The following is an 18083-nucleotide window of genomic DNA, read 5'->3' on the forward strand; positions in this document are numbered from 1 at the left end:
AAACCTTAACTCTCTAACGTTACAGCTATATCAAAACCATGCTTTTTTAATATGGCGTGTTGTTTAGCTTTGCTTAGATCGTGTTCAACCATTTCTGCACACATTTCTTCTACCGTTATTTGTGGTACCCAACCTAGTTTTTGCTTGGCTTTTGTTGGGTCGCCTAATAAGGTTTCTACTTCGGCTGGGCGGAAGTAACGCGGGTCTACCCTTACGATTACATCACCCACCTTAAGGGCTGGGGCATTATTGCCCTTTATGGATTTTACTGTTGCAACTTCTTCCAAGCCTTCGCCAGTAAATTCTAATTCTATACCCGCCTCTTTTGCAGAAAGCATTACAAATTCACGCACACTTATTTGTTTGCCTGTGGCAATTACAAAATCTTCCGCCACATCTTGCTGCAACATCATCCACTGCATGCGAACATAATCTTTTGCGTGACCCCAATCACGCAAGGCATCCATATTACCCAGGTATAAGCACTTTTCTAAACCTTGGGCAATATTGGCTATGCCGCGTGTAATTTTTCGCGTTACAAAGGTTTCGCCACGGCGCGGCGATTCGTGATTAAACAAAATACCGTTACAGGCATACATACCGTAAGATTCACGATAATTAACCACAATCCAGTAGGCGTACATTTTGGCTACCGCGTAGGGTGAACGCGGGTGAAACGGAGTTGTTTCTTTTTGGGGTATTTCTTGTACTTCGCCGTACAGTTCGGAGGTTGAGGCTTGGTAAAAACGTGTGGCTTTTTCCATACCCAAAAAGCGAATCGCTTCTAATAGGCGTAGCGTACCTAGTGCATCCACATCCGCGGTATATTCGGGTGATTCAAAGGAAACCGCAACATGAGACTGGGCGCCTAAGTTGTACACTTCTGTTGGCTGCACATCTTTTAATATACGGGTAAGATTTGATGAGTCGGTTAAATCGCCATAGTGTAAAAAGAACTTTTGGTCTTTTTCGTGGTTATCTTGGTAGATATGATCTACACGCTCTGTATTTAAGGATGAAGAGCGGCGTTTTATACCATGTACCTCATAGCCTTTTTCTAACAGCAATTCTGCCAAGTACGAGCCGTCTTGCCCTGTAATACCGGTAATAAGTGCTACTTTTTTCTTTGTCATAACTTACTCTTTTTAACTCACTTAAATTCAGATTTTGAAAAATGCTTAATTAAAACCGTTAACACGCCGAACATTCCGCCTAAGATGGTAGCCAGCATAACGATAAGGCTTCTCTTTGGCTTACTCTTCAACTCCGCCACCTGCGGCTCTATTACTGTTTTTGCTAAATATTCATCGCTCACTTCTGCCAGCATTAAGCTTTTAGTTTGCTCTTCTATCATGCTGTAAAACACCGTTTGCATTTCGGCAATACCGGTTTCATTAATTTTTTGGTTTAAATACTCAATATTTTTCTTCGCGTCAACCATGTCTCGCTGCTGAAAATGATTGTTAAGCTCTTTTACTAAATTGTTAGTCCATGCTGCAGCCAGTATTGGCGAATAGTGTTCAACACCTATTGTTATTAGGCCTGTTTTTACATCGTGGTTTGCGTTTAGCATTGCGGAAAATTCTTCGAACACTTCAAAACTACTGGGCTCCGCTTGCTTACCTTTGGGGGGATCTCGTAGCCACTGCCTGCTAGTAGGATTATAAATATCCTTATCCCACACCAGGGCGTTATCGCTTTGGTTCCATTTTTTTACGCCCATTATGTAGGGTTTAAGTTGGTATTTATTCACAAAGTTTTCGATAAACGGCCAGCTTTTTACTAGGGCCATGGCCTGTTCTATATCGCCGCTTTCTCCGCCACCAATATTAATACCGGCCATCGCAGCCAAACCACCGTACTTTGCTGCCAAGCCTCCTAAACCGCCCTCTTCTTGTGCGGGTGCGTATACGCCTTCGCTTTTGTACATATTGGGTAAGCTTATAGCGTAAAACACAGCAGCTACAGCAAAGAGAAATGTTGTAGCGATAATTAACCACTTACCCTGCCATATAACATTCCACAGTTCGAGTAGATCTATTTCCTCTGCCCCCCCATGAGACTGAAAATTAAACCCGCGACTTTGCTGTGCCGTCATACCCACAACAGTATCGAGCTGCTGCTCTATGTGCGTTAACCTTTTATCTAATTCGGGCCCACTCTCAGTTTGCCCTGGTGTTTTCGCTTCCATAAAATTTACTTTCTCTTTTTAATTTTTATTTGTGCCTTTTGGCTCGCAGCTTAAACGCTTCGCTTATTGTTTTCGCAGGCTTGTTTGTTATTTTTGTACTGCAGCCTCTTTTTTAAGTAAGGTTATTTCGTTTTCCAGTTGTCGGTATTGTTCTTGTTTGTTTTGTAAAAAGCGCACGGTTACTGCTGCTTTTTCGCTTACGCCTTTGGGAGTTAGTACATAGGCGTAGTTCAGTTTATTGCTAGAACGCGCAAAGTTACCCGCTTTTACCCACCCTGCTTCTATTAAGGCCTTTAGGCAGTAGTTGGTTTTGCCCAAGCTAAGCCCTACCTGGCGAGATAGCTCCCTTTGGCTTATATCTGGGTTTGCGTGCAGCTTTTTTAGTAGCTGATAACGCAGCTCGTCTGGTATTAGCGTTTTTTGTATGGCCACTTTAATATTTTGAGCTTTCCGTGTTTTTGGAACTTTTGTTGTTGATTAAGCTTTTTGCACAACCCAACATTGCTTACTCCGGCTTTAAACACCACCGGGAAAAGTGAATTTATACCAATTGCGTTCATGTCGTGAACAGTTGCGGTAAAATTAAAGCAGCCTTGGCTGCCTTAATTAATTAACTAGGAACTTATGCCTAGCTTGCTGCAAACAGACTTCGCCTGCTCCAGCGTATAAACTTCCATGAGCGCTTTAACAGCAGTTGATACGCAATAACAAAAACCACGGCAAAGGCAAAGGATAAAGCCTCTAAGCAACCCGTTACCATAAGTACAATTCCGATTACAACAAATAGGCTTTGAACCACCAACATCACATACAAGGTTTGCTTTGCTGAAAACCCAGCCCGCATCAAAATATGATGAATATGCGTCCTGTCGGCAGCCATAGGGGAACGGCCACGTTTCAACCTGCGATACATAATGGTAAACATATCAGTAATGGGCAAAAGCACGAACCAAAGCGCTGTTGCAGGTGTAAACGCTGCCACCCCAGGCTGTGAGCCATGAACCAACAACACACCTAACGAAAGGCCCAAAAACATACTACCGGCATCGCCCATAAATATTTTTTTAACGGGTCGTTTGGGGCCGCCCCACAAGTTAAAAATTAGAAAAGCACCAGTAGCACCTATAAAGGTTAAGCAGAGGTACTGAAACGTAGTATTGCCGTTGGCGCCAAACAGGGCGACCAAACCAATAAAACTCACCATCACAATAGAGCCCACTAGGCCGTCCATACCATCTAGCATATTCATTGCGTTAATAGCCCCAACAAAAGAAAGTACTGCGAGGGGGTAGCCGATAATACCGGGGTTGAGTTCACCAATACCTAGCAAGTCACCAAACGACTCGAAGTGAACGTCTAATGCATATACAAAAATACAGCTGATAAGAAACTGACCAACCAAGCGAAAGCGAGCACTTAGTTCATAGCGGTCGTCTACCATCCCCATAAACACAATTAAGCCGCCAGCGAGCAAAAATAAACGTATAAATAGAGGCTGCTCAATAAAAACGAAAACCGTAACGATTACGCTTGCGTATATAGCCAAGCCACCGATTAACGGGATTACACCCAGATGCTGCTTTCGCCCACCTGGCCGGTCTACCAGCTCTAGTACGCGGGCTATGGGCTGTAATATTTTTACAGCCCCAAATGAAAGCAAAAACGATACTGCTAAAATGACGTATCCGAGTTCCATGGGTTACTCACCATTTACCAAATAATATTTAATGCCGTTAGGTTGCAGCGATACATCGCTGACCTAGTTACACCTTCGATCTATCTTTTTACGACTATTACTGGGCTACTCGACCGTAGTTATCCTGAAAGCGGGTAATGTCGTCTTCTTCTAAGTAGCCGCCGCTTCTAATTTCTATTAAATGCAGTGGCACTTTGCCAGGGTTGGAAAGGCGGTGCTTCTCGCCCAGCGGGATGTACATAGATTCGTTTTCAGAAACTAAAAACTCCTCTTCCCCCCTTTGCACCATGGCCGTACCTTTTACAACTACCCAGTGCTCCGCGCGGTGATGATGCATTTGCAGTGACAGGCTCGCGCCAGGTTTAACTTCGATACGTTTAACTTGATAGCGATCGCCGGTATCTATTGAATCTATGCTGCCCCAAGGGCGGTGTACTTCTCGATGGTGGAGGTATTCGTTGCGTTTTTCGGCTTTTAGCCAATCCACAATCGCTTTTACATCTTGGGTACTGTTTCTATCAACCACCAGTAGAGCATCGTCGCTGTCTATTATCGCGATGTCTTTTAATCCTACCGCTGCTACTAGCCTGGTTGCTGAGTGAACTAAGCTATTTTCACAATTCTTTACAAAGGCATCACCATAAACTGCGTTGCCGTTCTCATCCTTGTCACTAGATTCCCAAAGCGCTTCCCAACTACCCAAATCGCTCCAACCAGCGTTGAGTGGAACCATCCACGCATTTGCGGTTTTTTCCATTACGGCAAAGTCTACCGAGATGTTTTCGCACTGCTCAAAATCTTTATAACTTAAACGTATAAAGTCTAGATCATTCTCTGCAGATTGCAGCGCCAATTCGCAACTATTTAACCAGCCAGCCCCCTGCTTACTTAGCTCGTTAAGGAATTCTTGCGCCTTAAATACGAACATGCCGCTGTTCCAAGTAAAGTTACCGGCCGCTAGGTATTGCTGCGCGGTTTCTAGGTTTGGCTTTTCGACAAAACGTTCTACCGAGCTACCAGCTTCGGCACCACCTTGAGCAGCCTGCACGTAGCCGTAACCGGTTTCGGGCTTGGTTGGCACTACACCAAAGGTAACTAACTTATTCTGTTCCGCTGCGGCTACTGCATGGTTTAGCGCGGTGTGGAATGCACCCATATCTTTAATGAGGTGGTCTGCTGCCAGCACCACAAGTATGGGGTTTGGGTATTTTTGCAGAGCATGCATCGCAGCCACGGCTATAGCTGGCGCGGTATTGCGAGCCAAGGGCTCTAAGATGATATCGGGTGCAGTTTTACAGACGTGGGATAGCTGTTCGGCAACCATAAAACGCTGGTCGTTATTGCAGACAACTATTGGCGTTTCTAGGTGTTGCACACGGTTTACGGTGTGTTGCAGCATGGTGGCATTACCGAATAGGCGATGCAATTGTTTGGGGTAGGTATGGCGAGATTTTGGCCAAAGACGAGAGCCACTGCCCCCGGAAAGTATTACCGGTACGATTTGAGCTTTAGCTTTTGACACTAGGATCCCTTTAGTATTTCTGAACCTTTTTTACTTTAGTTAGATAACATATTCCGTAATTGTGGCGCACCAGCAACTACAGGCATGAAACTCTATTTCGCGGCGGATTATATAGTATTTGGATTACGGCTTCTTGTAATAAATTGCACAGAATACTAATTATCTGGCAAGCGGTAACTTTACGTATTCATGACAGAAAAGGCAATCCGAACGACAACCTGTTTTATTGCACAAGCGTCATTGCTATTCACGCAAAGGTATTGCCAAGAAAGTGATTGCAACTGACTAGATCATTGACCGTTAAGGCTATCATTAACCCTGTCGCGCATTTCTTTACCGGGCTTGAAGTGAGGTACGTACTTTCCCGCCAACTCTACAGATTCACCAGTTTTAGGGTTACGCCCGGTGCGAGGAGCACGATAGTGAAGTGAGAAGCTACCAAAGCCTCTTATTTCGATACGGTCGCCAGAGGCCAAGCACTGGGACATATATTCAATCATAAGCTTCACAGCCAACTCGATATCCTTGGCGGAGAGTTGGTCCTGTCGCTCTGCTATTCGCTCGATCAGCTCTGATTTTGTCATAAGCTATAGATTCATATCGGTTGGTTTATAACAGTGATACTAGACCAAAAGTTGGCTTATATCATTGCGTTAGGGTAACAAGTGAATAGTTATACTATGTTTTGTGCGCAAGTTGTTGTTTATACAACAAAAAACAGGAAAGCGCCAGTTTTGGCGGTTTTTGATGGGCATAAAAAAAGCGACCCGAAGGTCGCTTTTTAACAAGCCAATTAAACCAGGAGCTTACTGTTTGTCTTGGCTCTTGATTTGAGCCTTGATTAGATCACCAATAGTCGCAGGCTGCATTTGCTCGGTAGCTTTGCTGCTGTGCTCTTTGATGGCCGTTTTTTCGTCGTCATTGTCTTTCGCTTTGATGCTAAGAACAATTGAACGGTTTTTACGGTCAACGTTGGTGATTTTAGCTTCGACTTCTTCGCCTTCTTTAAGCGCGTTACGAGCATCTTCTACCTTGTCGCGGCTAATTTCAGACGCTTTCAAAGTACCTTCGATGTCGTCGGCCAAGGTAATGATAGCTTCTTTAGCGTCTACCGACTTAACAACACCCTTTACGATGGTGCCTTTGTCGTTAGTACCAACGTAGATGGTGAACGGGTCTTCATCTAACTGCTTGATACCTAAAGAAATACGCTCACGCTCTGGATCGATAGCCAAAACAACGGTCTCTAACTCGTCGCCTTTCTTGTACTTGCGTACGGCTTCTTCACCAGCTTCGTTCCAGCTAATGTCTGACAAGTGAACAAGACCGTCGATGCCGCCGTCCAAACCAATGAAGATACCGAAATCGGTGATCGACTTGATCTTGCCGGAGATTTTGTCGCCTTTAGCAAATTGGTTACTGAAGGAATCCCAAGGGTTAGCCTGACACTGCTTGATACCCAAGGAGATACGACGACGCTCTACGTCGATGTCCAAAATCATAACTTCCACTTCATCACCTAGGTTAACAACCTTAGATGGGTGGATGTTCTTGTTGGTCCAATCCATTTCGGATACGTGAACCAAACCTTCAACGCCTTCTTCGATTTCAGCAAAACAGCCGTAGTCGGTAAGGTTGGTGATGGTCGCTTTAACCTTGGCACCCTCTGGGTAACGCTGGGTAATAGCTGCCCATGGGTCTTCACCCAATTGCTTAAGGCCAAGAGAAACACGGTTACGCTCACGATCGAACTTAAGAACTTTAACGTCGATTTCGTCGCCAACTTTAACAATTTCGCCTGGGTGCTTGATGCGCTTCCAAGCCATGTCGGTGATGTGCAACAGGCCGTCTACGCCGCCCAAATCAACGAAGGCACCGTAATCGGTAAGGTTTTTAACGATACCTTTAACCGCTTGACCTTCTTGTAGGTTAGCAAGCAATTCATCACGCTCTTCGCTGTTAGCCAGCTCCATAACGGCACGACGAGAAACAACAACGTTGTTACGCTTCTGATCCAACTTGATAACTTTAAACTCTAGCTCTTTGCCTTCGAGGTGAGTGGTTTCGCGAACTGGGCGAACATCAACCAATGAACCTGGCAAGAACGCACGGATGCCAGCAACGTCAACGGTGAAACCACCTTTAACCTTACCGTTAATTACACCTGTAATAACTTCTTCTGCTTCGTGTGCAGCTTCCAGCACTTTCCATGACTCTGCGCGCTTGGCTTTTTCACGAGAAAGGCGGGTTTCACCGAAACCGTCTTCTACGGTTTCCAAGGCCACTTGAACTTCATCACCAATGCTTAGGTTCAGTTCGCCTTTTTCATTCAGGAATTGCTCGGCGGGTATTACGCCTTCAGATTTAAGACCAGCGTGGACGGTTACCCAGTCCTGATCAATATCAATTACTACGCCGGTTACGATGGTGCCAGGCACCATATCTACTGTTTTTAAACTCTCTTCAAAGAGTTCTGCAAAGCTTTCGCTCATTGCGATACCTATAGTTTAAGAAGCCGCACGCCAGTTTACGGGTCAATGATTAGTACGCCAAACATGCTCCATTTCTGGCAAAAAGCATCTTCTGACGGTTTTAGGGGTCGCGAGGGTAGCAGTTCTAGCGCTGATTCTCAAGTGAATTAGCGCTCTAACCGCGACTAATACTTGCCCATGTTTTGCAGCTGGGGCAAAGCCAGTGAATATGCTCACCAACGAAGCCACAGTTGCTACATTGGTAATGGTGATTGGCGTTGGCGATGCGCTGAATAATCGGTTTTAGATCTTGAAAACGGGCCGAACTATCAACCGTTGGCGCCAGCAATTCCAGCAGGTCGGCGGTAGCTTGCAAGCTGGAGAATGACTGTAATTCTTGCTTTAGTAGGGAGTAGGCTGCCGCCGCGCCCTCCTCTACTTCGGTTGCTTCCGCCAAGCATTCAAGTACAACAAGGCTTGGCTTATTGTGGTATAGGCCGCGCAAATGCTCTAGCCGTTGTGCTGGGCTATCTAGCTGTTCGTAGCATTCATAAACAAGCGAAAGACTTTCGGAAACAAACCGTTCGTTTTGCTTGGGTATCTTGCGCAACAGCACCAAAGCTACGGCAGCCGCTCCTTCGTCCATTTCTATTTTTGCTTGCAGTAGGTTTGCGCGCACACAGTTTTTATCGTACTTAAGAGCGTTGCGAATTAAACGACGTGCGTTCTGCAGGTCATTTTTATCTATCGATTCATTCGCCAGCTCACAACAAAACTGCGCCTGAATTTCCCGCCAACGATCTGCGCTGGAAGCAAATTTTCGCGTGGTGAGTCGGTCGGCAGCGTCGATCGCTTTTAACCATTCACGCAGGTCTTGAAAAACCTCTATCAAGTAAGCCAAGGCTTGATCGCGCACATCTTTGGTTGTATCGCGACCGTCGGCCAACTCTTTAAAAAGCGCTTCTGCACGGTCCAGCAGGCCAGACTTTAAATAGTCCACGCCTAACTCCAGCTGAGCGAAATGCAGCTGCGGCTTACTCAAGCTGGGGCGTGCAATAAGATTTTGGTGAACGCGGATAGCGCGGGCAACTTCGCCACGCTTACGTAAAAGATTGCCTAGTGCCAGATGGGTTTCGAGGGTGTCGCTGTTGACTTCTAGTGATGAGATAAAGGTGTCGATCGCCGCGTCGGGCTGATCGTTCAGCAGGTACGCCAAACCTTGATAGTAACGCTTACGCGGCAGCCCGGAGCCTTTACTACGCTTTTCTCGCTGCCCACGCTGGCACTGATAGTAACCAAGCGAAAAGCCGATTACGAGTGCGGCAAACAGCAGCGCGAAAACCAATAAGTCGGGCATAAGGGTGTTGCTTTACCTTTTGTTACTGTACGTGGAAAGAAAACTTAGGCGATTAAAGTTTACGACTTTGATCGAACCGCCACTTGGCTTTCGCTAGAATCTGCGACGAAATTAGAGCGCAATTTATTGACCTCTTTGGTCATCCTACTAAGCTCTCGCTTTTTACCAAACAATGCCGCTTGGGCAAGCAGGTAGGTACCAAACCACCCCAATAGCACACCGACGATAAAGGTAATCGAAAAGTAAAAACCAACACTACCTTCGGGCCACTGAATACCTAACAAGTTAAGCGTCATGGTATCGCTATTAGCGTAGGCCAGCCAAGCGCCAAGGGTTAACACGACCAGCAGCCAGGCCAATACAAATAGGTTACGCACCCAAACACCAAGTTTTGCAAACATAATCTTTCCTTATGAGGGTTTGATACCAAGCTCGCTTAAATTGCGCATTATGATCTGGAATACGGCGTCAATCGAAAGACTGGTACTGTCCAGCTCGATTGCATCAGCCGCTGGCACTAAGGGCGCCACCGCGCGATTCCGATCTTGATAGTCTCGCTGCTCAATATCCGCCAATATTTTCGCGTAATCAATATCTGTTTCCCCAGCGTCTTTAAGCTGCTGTACTCGTCGGCGCGCGCGCTCTTCGGCACTGGCGGTTAAAAAGACTTTTAGCGGTGCATCCGGGAATACCACTGTACCCATATCACGGCCATCGGCAACTAGGCCTGGCGCCGTAAGGAATGCTCGCTGTCGATTAAGCAAGGCGGCGCGAACATCTGGGTAGGCGGCGACTTTCGATGCCGTCATACCCACCCGCTCCTCGCGAATCGTCTTGGTGACATCATCGCCAGCAAGTATGACTTGGGTATAGTTATCTTGAGCGACAAAACCAATATCTAACTGTTCCGCTAAGGCGGCAACCGCAGCTTCGCTATCGAGATCGATATTGGCGTTCAGACTGGCCAGTGCGGTTAATCGGTATAGAGCGCCGCTATCTAGCAGCGCGAAGCCCGTCGCCTCGGCGACTAAACGACAAATTGTTCCCTTACCAGAGCCACTCGGGCCATCAATGGTTACTACGCTATACATATTGATCCAATGCTATCTGTGAATAGTGGGAAGCTTACGCGCAACAAGCTTCATGCAAAACCTTTTAGGTGGCTGGTTTAGCTGTAATAAGGGTGTATCGCGGTTGCGATAGCCTCGCACACCGCAGTGGGGTCGCTGGCTTGGGTGATTGGACGACCCACAACCAGGTAATCGCTGCCGCTTTGCGCCGCCTGCTCTGGTGTCATAATTCTACGCTGATCATCTGCCGCCGCTGTCGCGGGGCGAATGCCCGGCGTAACGGTAACAAACCCTTTACCTAACGCCTGCTTCATAGCCGCAGCTTCATGTGCCGAGCACACCACGCCTTGAATGCCGGACTGCTTCGCCAATGCTGCCAAGTGCTGCACTTGCTGCGCTGGCTCTCGACTTACACCGGTTTCGGCTAGATCGGCGGTGTCCATACTGGTCAATACGGTAACGGCTATTAAATGTGGGGGTCGCTGCGCATGAGCTACCGCGTCGGCCGCGGCTTCCATCATTCGTCGACCGCCGCTCGCGTGAACATTCACCATCCACACACCAAGATTTGCCGCAGCCTTCACAGCTTTAGCAACAGTATTGGGAATATCGTGAAATTTCAGATCGAGAAAAACATCGAAACCAGCATTTTGAGCAATTTCAACGATTGCCGGTCCAGCGCTGGTAAAGAGCTCTTTGCCAATTTTAAGGCGACAGTTAGCCGGGTTAAGCTGCTGTATAAACTGCCTACAACTTTCGGCGTTATCGTAATCCAACGCTACAAGTAAACGCGGGCCATTATCATCACTCAAGAGCTGACTCCTTAAAAACGAGTTTCGAAGACATAACCTAAGGCTATGTTTAATAAAGCGAACCCATTTTACATGATATGACTGGAATATTACCTAGTTGACCAAGACTTATTCGCGAGAATACTAATATAACGGTGGTCAACCTAGAAACGGTATTCCCAAGAAATCTAAATAAGAGACTAGAAGAGCCCGCAGAATATTGAACCGAGCAAGGAGGTAATGCGACGAGGCGGTACGACGAGGCGACACAAACAAAATACCGGAATCAAAAATGAGGCTAGAAACCAGTACAACTAAGCGTTGAGTAAAAACGGTTAGTTGTGAGCCGCTTAGACGAGGCTCACAACTATCACCGAGAAGCGATTAAAGTGTAAACCGCCCTTTATTTTTTGCCAACGTCGCCTTACCGATACCTTTGACTTCTAATAACTGCTCGGCTGAAGCGATGCGACCTTTTTGCTTGCGGTATTCAACAATTGCCTGCGCCTTTTTAATCCCCACGCCGGTTAGTGCGGCAGCGATAGACTCGGCATCAGCCTTATTCAGATTGATGACTGTTACAGATTTTTGCATTGCTGAAGTGTCGGCACCCTTTTTGTCTGCTGCAAATGTTAATGGCGAAGCTACGCCAGCCAACAAGATTGCTGTTACAGCAAAAACAGATAACAGGGTTTTAACAAAACAATTAGAGACTGATCCTTTAGTCATTGCATTTCTCCGATAGTAGATTAGATGTTATAGATAGATTAGTAAGTTATGCCTCAGACTTGCTGCGACAGGACTAATTTACTTAACCTATTAACGAAGATCTGTAAGAAATATCTGACGGAGATGTAGGAAAAAGAGAAAGGAAACGTTAAGAAATTTGCACCAACGGCGGCGCTTTTTGCCACTGTTGGTGCGAGATTTTAGCAGCGCTTAAACAATAGCGCCGCTAAAATACAGGCAGAATTAAAGTTTGCTGATGTCTTTCGCATCCCAATGAGGGAAGTGCTTACGCACCAACGCGTTTAAATCTTTTTCGAATTCAGAAAATTCCGCAGGAACCTTACCGCCACCAAGCTGACCGCTATCGGTAGAAGTATCCAAGCCATGGGACACCATGCCGGCACCGACGGTAATATTCGTTAACCGGTCAATAATGATAAAAGCACCGGTAGCACGATTATTATTGTAGGCATCTACAACAACTTTTTGCTCCAGCTGAACATTTACCACGGCGATATCATTAAGCTGCATATCGTCAACTTTTGAGTGCTCGAAGGTGTTTACGTCAATACGATAGTCAACCGCAGTGACAATACCCGGCACCACCTTGCTGGCAAACTTAAACAAATACTGTTTACCTGGGCTCATGGGTGTTTCTGCCATCCAAACCAGATGACTACTCAAACAATCCGAAAGCTCTAGCTCAGCGTCAGATTTCACAATCATATCGCCGCGACTAATATCAATTTCGTCTTCTAGGGTTAAGGTTACCGCCTGCCCAACAAAAGCGCGCTCTAACTCACCATCATGGGTGACGATAGATTTAACTTTACTGGTTTTTTGCGATGGAATAACTTTAATACTATCGCCCTTGTGTATCAGGCCAGATGCGACGGTGCCGCAGAAACCGCGAAAATCGAGATGCGGGCGGTTAACATATTGCACAGGGAAACGAAAATCCACGGTATTTTTATCCGCAGCAATTTCAGCTGTTTCTAAAATTTCCATGAGAGTTTGACCTTTAAACCACTCACAACGATCACCGCGATTTACTACATTGTCACCATCCAACGCGGACATAGGTACAAAATAATGTTTAGCGGGGTTTAGCTGCTTCGCCATTTCTTTGTAGGAGGCTTTTATTTCTTCGTACCTTGCCTCACTAAAGTCGACCAAATCCATTTTGTTAATGGCTATAACAACGTGCTTAATACCAAGCAAGGACGCGATATAAGAATGTCGTCGCGTTTGTGTTTGCACACCGTAGCGCGCATCAATCAAGATAACGGCTAGATCACAGGTGGAAGCACCCGTGGCCATATTGCGCGTGTACTGCTCGTGCCCAGGAGTGTCGGCAATAATAAATTTGCGCTTTGCAGTAGAAAAATAACGGTAGGCAACGTCAATGGTAATACCCTGCTCGCGCTCAGCTTGCAGACCATCAACCAGCAGAGCCAAATCAATTTTTTCTCCAGTAGTACCGTGCTTACCGGAATCTGAAGCCACTGCGGCCAACTGATCTTCGTAAATCATTTTGGTGTCGTGCAGAAGGCGGCCAATCAGGGTAGATTTTCCATCATCCACGCTACCGCAGGTTAAGAAGCGCAGCAGCTCTTTGTGTTCGTGTTGCGCTAGATAGGCATCGATATCGGTTTCGATTAACTCTGATTGGTGCGACATTAAATTTTTTCCTCAATTGTTCTGTTACAAACTACCGGCACACTCGAACTTAGTTCGCCGTTTAGCTCAATAGTAGTTTGGTATTGCGGGGAAACACTTTCGAAACATTAGCTCTAAACTTTTGTTTGCGCCCAGCGGCTAAAAACATCAACCGATGCAAGTGACACATTACGCACTCGGCGCTCGACAATAGCTTAGAAATACCCTTCTTGTTTTTTCTTTTCCATCGATCCAGAGCTGTCGTGATCGATCACTCGCCCCTGCCGCTCAGATGTTTTGGTAAGCAGCATTTCTTGGATAATTTCTGGCAATGTGGTCGCAGTGGATTCAACAGCACCTGTTAATGGGTAACAACCCAAGGTACGGAAGCGAACCATTTTCTCTTCGATTTTATCGTCTGGGCCAATCGGCATACGATCGTCATCGACCATAATCATTACACCATCTTTTTCGACTACCGGTCGCGGCGCAGCAAAATAAAGCGGTACGATTGGAATACCTTCTAAATGGATATACTGCCAAATATCGAGCTCTGTCCAGTTGGAAAGCGGGAATACCCGAATACTTTCGCCTTTGTCTACACGGCTGTTATACAGGTTCCACAATTCTGGGCGCTGATTTTTGGGGTCCCAACGATGGTTTTTATCACGGAAGGAATATACACGCTCTTTCGCTCGCGACTTTTCTTCGTCACGACGCGCGCCACCAAAAGCCGCATCAAAACCGTATTTGTTCAACGCCTGCTTTAAGCCTTGGGTTTTCATGATATCGGTATGTTTTGCGCTACCGTGGGTAAACGGGCCAACGCCCATATCCACACCATCTTGATTGATATGGACAATTAAATCCCAACCGAGATCTTTAATACGCTGATCACGGAATGAAATCATTTCCTTAAATTTCCACGTAGTATCAACGTGCATTAACGGAAATGGCGGCTTACCTGGCGCGAATGCTTTCATGGCTAGGTGCATCATCACGGCCGAGTCTTTGCCCACAGAATAGAGCATTACAGGGTTATCGAACTCTGCAGCTACTTCGCGAATGATATGGATACTCTCTGCCTCAAGCTGTTTGAGGTGAGTCAGTTTAAAGTCGTCTAACATGAATGATTAACCTTAATTAACAATATTCACTTCTAAATTAATTCCCACTTCTTTGGCTAAATCGACAAAGTTAGGGAATGAAGTTGAAACATTAGCGCAGTTGTTAACTACAACTGGCCCCGTAGCGCGCAACGCGGCAATGGTGAAAGACATCGCAATACGATGGTCGTGACAACTCTCAACCGAGCCACCAGTAAGCTGGCCGCCGTGAACAACAATACCGTCTTCTGTTGGTTCGCATTGAATGCCCAAATTTTTCAAGCCATCTGCCATTGCTTGAATTCGATCGGTTTCTTTTACGCGTAGTTCTTCCGCGCCGGTAAGTACTGTTGTGCCTTCTGCACAAGCGGCGGCAACCAATAGTGCTGGAAATTCATCGATTGCCAGCGGCACTTGGTCTTCCGGAATTTGTATACCTTTTAGCGGGGCATACTGCAGGCGAATATCGGCCACTGGTTCGCCGCCAACTTCACGCTCATTCGAAAGGGTGATATTCGCCCCCATCAAACGCAAAATATTAATCACACCAATACGCGTTGGGTTAATGCCAACGTGAGTAAGCGTAATATCTGAACCTGGTGCTATCGCCGCCGCAACCAAAAAGAAGGTGGCCGACGAAATATCGGCGGGAATATCGATGTTGGTCGCAGTAAGCTTTCCACCTGGCTTTACGCGAATAGTATTGCCCTCACGGTTAACGTCGTAACCAAACCCGCGCAACATACGTTCGGTATGATCACGCGTTGGCGCAGGCTCGGTAACACTGGTTTCACCTTCCGCATATAGACCAGCCAATAACAAACACGATTTAACCTGTGCGCTGGCCATAGGCATATCGTAGTGAATACCTTTAAGCTTCGAACCGCCATTAATCAACAATGGTGGTCGGCCTTGTTCCGCGGTATCCACAACCGCGCCCATTTCTCGCAAGGGATTAGCAACGCGATTCATTGGACGCTTGGAAAGCGACACATCGCCGGTAAGTTCGGTAGCAAATTTCTGGCCCGCCAAAATACCCGACAACAAACGCATCGATGTACCGGAGTTACCCATATACAAAGCGCCAGATGGCTTTTCTAAACCGTGCAAGCCAACACCGTTGACAGTTACTGAGCCGTGCTCTGGACCTTCGATAACAACACCCATATCGCGGAAGGCTTGCAGTGTTGCCAAAGCATCCTCCCCCTCAAGAAACCCTTCAATTTTCGTTACACCTTCAGCTAATGAACCGAGCATAATCGAACGATGAGAAATAGACTTGTCGCCAGGAACGCGGATATTACCCTTAACAGTTCCGCCGGGAGCAACAGTGTATACGATGTGTTTTTCTTGATTATCTTGCATAGTCTTTACGTAGGCCTGATTCATTAACATCTTGGTAAAACGATCACGCGCGGCTTTTGCTCGCGTGAAAACGCCAGTAATAGTAGTTGCATCTTCTTCGGCTATCGCCGTACGCAACCGCGCTAAGTTGGTGGAGAACAGATCAATTGCTTCCAACACCGATTTTTTATTGGCGAGCATAATATCTCGCCACATAATCGCATCGCTGGAGGCTATACGGGTAAAATCTCTAAACCCACCTGCCGCGTAGCGAAAAATATTCTGATTGTGGCTGTCATGAGCCAAGGTATCGACAAGGGAAAAGGCAATAACGTGGGGTAAATGGCTAGTAGCGCCCAACACAAGGTCGTGATCGTCTACATCCATAGCCAAAACTTCAGCGCCCACCTGCTCCCACATAGCTCCCACCAAAGCCACTGCGGCCACCGAGTTCTCCGGCATTGGGGTAAGAATTACGCGATGATTTACGTACAAATCTGGGTTTGACGCCTCTACGCCACTTTGCTCAGAGCCCGCAATAGGATGGCCTAAGACGACCTGTTCGGGAAATTCGCCATAGAGCTTTATAACGTCGTCGCGCACACTGCCTTTAACACTGGCGCCATCGGTAATAACAACGTCACGACCAAGAGCCGCTTTTAAATCTTTTAATACGCTAGCAACGGTTAAGGTTGGTACCGCAATAAACACTACATCGCCGGCGCCGAGTTCGCCTGCAAAATCGGCAATATCCGCCGAGGCACGGTCGACAATCCCCATTTTAAGCGCAGTTAGCGTCGTTTCTTTTCGTCTAGCAATACCAATGACTTCATTGCAAGCGCCGCGCTGCTTTAAGGCTGCGGCCAAGCTGCCACCAATTAAGCCAAGCCCAACAATGACCACCTTGTTTAGCAGCGGTGTCGGCGAACTTGTTTGTTCTATCGGGTTGGATTGTTTAGACATCTGCAGCTTCCGACTCTACAAAACACCCTTGGGATAAGAGCCCAAGATTTTCAAATCGGATACACGTTTTGATACTTCAGCAAGCGCGTCACTAACAATGGGATCGTGTTGATGACCATTAAAATCAATAAAAAACACGTAGTTCCATGCACCGGTTGGTGACGGTCGAGTTTCTACTCGCGTTAAATCAATACCGTGCTGATGAAACGGCTCTAGCAGCTGATGTAGAGCGCCGGGCTCGTTACGTGTTGCGGCAACCAGTGATGTTTTATCATCACCACTCACGCCTACCGCTTGCGAACCTATAATCAAAAAGCGAGTAGAGTTATCTGGCTGGTCTTCAATATTTTGCGCGTAGCTATTTAGTTCGTATAGATCGCAAGCCATTTCACCGGCAATCGCCGCCGCATTCCACTCGCCTTTTACACGCTTGGCCGCTTCGGAATTACTGCTAACGGCTACCCGTTCTGCATTTGGAAAGTTGCGATCTAACCACTTGCGACACTGCGCTAACGACTGCGCATGAGAATACACACGGGTAATATTTTTAATTTTGGTAATATCAGACACTAAAAAATGATGGTGGATACGCAACACCACTTCACCACAAATATTAACGTTACTCGCCAAGAAATTATCGAGTGTATGGGTAACCACACCTTCCGTAGAGTTTTCTACTGGCACAACGCCATAGTGACAAGCTCCGGAGGCAACCTCACGAAAAACCTCATCGATCGCGGCCAGGGAAACAACGTTGGCCGACTTACCGAAATGTTTCAGCGCCGCCTGCTGGGTATAGGTGCCTTCAGGGCCTAAATACGCGACTCTTACGGGGTTTTCGAGAGCGAGGCACGCCGACATAATTTCACGAAATAGGCGTGCGTACTCTTCGTTTGGCAAGGGGCCTTGGTTGCGCTCCATAGCTTTACGCAAGACTTGCGCTTCGCGTTCGGGACGATAAAACATTGGCGCCACATCACCGGAGTGATGTTTTTTTATCTCGGCAACTTCTTGCGCACAGGTCGCTCGGGCACTGATCAATGCACCGATTTGCTCGTCGATAGAATCAATTTTATCGCGCAGTACCAACAGCTGTTGCTGTTCGTCTGCACCAGCACCAGACTCGCTGGTATTTTTCGGAGTGTCTTGACTCACTTTCTCACCTGAGTAAATACATTAAATTG

At 46.7% G+C, this 18083-nt stretch carries 16 protein-coding genes; all 16 read right to left on the reverse strand.

Annotation, left to right across the window (positions count from 1 at the left end):
• Positions 1-5 precede the first annotated feature (5 nt).
• Complete coding sequence (gene gmd / locus IDZ20_RS11725; protein WP_188151614.1) at positions 6-1133, reverse strand: GDP-mannose 4,6-dehydratase; 1128 nt, start codon at positions 1131-1133, stop codon at positions 6-8.
• 17 nt (positions 1134-1150) lie between these two features.
• Positions 1151-2191 (reverse strand): Wzz/FepE/Etk N-terminal domain-containing protein, encoded by a 1041-nt coding sequence (locus tag IDZ20_RS11730; protein ID WP_188151615.1) that lies wholly within the window; start codon positions 2189-2191, stop codon positions 1151-1153.
• 87 nt (positions 2192-2278) lie between these two features.
• Positions 2279-2623 (reverse strand): MarR family EPS-associated transcriptional regulator, encoded by a 345-nt coding sequence (locus tag IDZ20_RS11735; RefSeq protein WP_245792286.1) that lies wholly within the window; start codon positions 2621-2623, stop codon positions 2279-2281.
• Between the two features lie 196 nt (positions 2624-2819).
• The gene (locus tag IDZ20_RS11740; RefSeq protein WP_188151616.1) at positions 2820-3887 is read right to left on the reverse strand and encodes an undecaprenyl/decaprenyl-phosphate alpha-N-acetylglucosaminyl 1-phosphate transferase; all 1068 of its coding nucleotides are present in this window, start codon (positions 3885-3887) and stop codon (positions 2820-2822) included.
• 97 nt (positions 3888-3984) lie between these two features.
• Positions 3985-5409 carry a mannose-1-phosphate guanylyltransferase/mannose-6-phosphate isomerase gene (locus tag IDZ20_RS11745; RefSeq protein ID WP_188151617.1) on the reverse strand — a complete coding sequence of 475 codons (1425 nt, stop codon included), beginning with the start codon at positions 5407-5409 and terminating at the stop codon, positions 3985-3987.
• A gap of 290 nt (positions 5410-5699) precedes the next feature.
• The gene (ihfB, locus tag IDZ20_RS11750; protein WP_188151618.1) at positions 5700-5993 is read right to left on the reverse strand and encodes an integration host factor subunit beta; all 294 of its coding nucleotides are present in this window, start codon (positions 5991-5993) and stop codon (positions 5700-5702) included.
• 222 nt (positions 5994-6215) lie between these two features.
• Positions 6216-7901: a 30S ribosomal protein S1 gene (gene rpsA, locus IDZ20_RS11755; RefSeq protein ID WP_188151619.1), complete on the reverse strand. Its 1686-nt coding sequence runs from the start codon at positions 7899-7901 to the stop codon at positions 6216-6218.
• Between the two features lie 154 nt (positions 7902-8055).
• Entirely contained in the window at positions 8056-9237 is a 1182-nt protein-coding gene (gene lapB / locus IDZ20_RS11760) for a lipopolysaccharide assembly protein LapB (RefSeq protein ID WP_188151620.1), read from the reverse strand.
• A 59-nt stretch (positions 9238-9296) separates the two neighbouring features.
• On the reverse strand, positions 9297-9638 hold the full coding sequence (locus tag IDZ20_RS11765; protein WP_188151621.1) for a LapA family protein: 342 nt from the start codon (positions 9636-9638) through the stop codon (positions 9297-9299).
• A 9-nt stretch (positions 9639-9647) separates the two neighbouring features.
• A complete protein-coding gene (gene cmk, locus IDZ20_RS11770; protein ID WP_188151622.1) occupies positions 9648-10328 on the reverse strand; it encodes a (d)CMP kinase in 681 nt (226 codons plus the stop codon).
• A gap of 77 nt (positions 10329-10405) precedes the next feature.
• Positions 10406-11119, reverse strand: coding sequence for an orotidine-5'-phosphate decarboxylase (gene pyrF / locus IDZ20_RS11775; protein ID WP_188151623.1), 714 nt, complete (start codon positions 11117-11119; stop codon positions 10406-10408).
• Positions 11120-11482: 363 nt separating this feature from the next.
• Positions 11483-11827 carry a ComEA family DNA-binding protein gene (locus IDZ20_RS16370; RefSeq protein ID WP_188151624.1) on the reverse strand — a complete coding sequence of 115 codons (345 nt, stop codon included), beginning with the start codon at positions 11825-11827 and terminating at the stop codon, positions 11483-11485.
• A gap of 243 nt (positions 11828-12070) precedes the next feature.
• On the reverse strand, positions 12071-13507 hold the full coding sequence (gene cysN, locus IDZ20_RS11785) for a sulfate adenylyltransferase subunit CysN (RefSeq protein WP_188151625.1): 1437 nt from the start codon (positions 13505-13507) through the stop codon (positions 12071-12073).
• A 194-nt stretch (positions 13508-13701) separates the two neighbouring features.
• Positions 13702-14613: a sulfate adenylyltransferase subunit CysD gene (gene cysD, locus IDZ20_RS11790; protein ID WP_188151626.1), complete on the reverse strand. Its 912-nt coding sequence runs from the start codon at positions 14611-14613 to the stop codon at positions 13702-13704.
• Positions 14614-14625: 12 nt separating this feature from the next.
• Positions 14626-16899 (reverse strand): bifunctional prephenate dehydrogenase/3-phosphoshikimate 1-carboxyvinyltransferase, encoded by a 2274-nt coding sequence (locus tag IDZ20_RS11795; RefSeq protein WP_188151627.1) that lies wholly within the window; start codon positions 16897-16899, stop codon positions 14626-14628.
• Positions 16900-16914: 15 nt separating this feature from the next.
• Positions 16915-18054: a prephenate dehydratase gene (pheA, locus tag IDZ20_RS11800; RefSeq protein ID WP_188151628.1), complete on the reverse strand. Its 1140-nt coding sequence runs from the start codon at positions 18052-18054 to the stop codon at positions 16915-16917.
• Positions 18055-18083 lie beyond the last annotated feature (29 nt).

The organism is Teredinibacter waterburyi (genome assembly GCF_001922985.1).
Taxonomy (GTDB): domain Bacteria; phylum Pseudomonadota; class Gammaproteobacteria; order Pseudomonadales; family Cellvibrionaceae; genus Teredinibacter; species Teredinibacter waterburyi.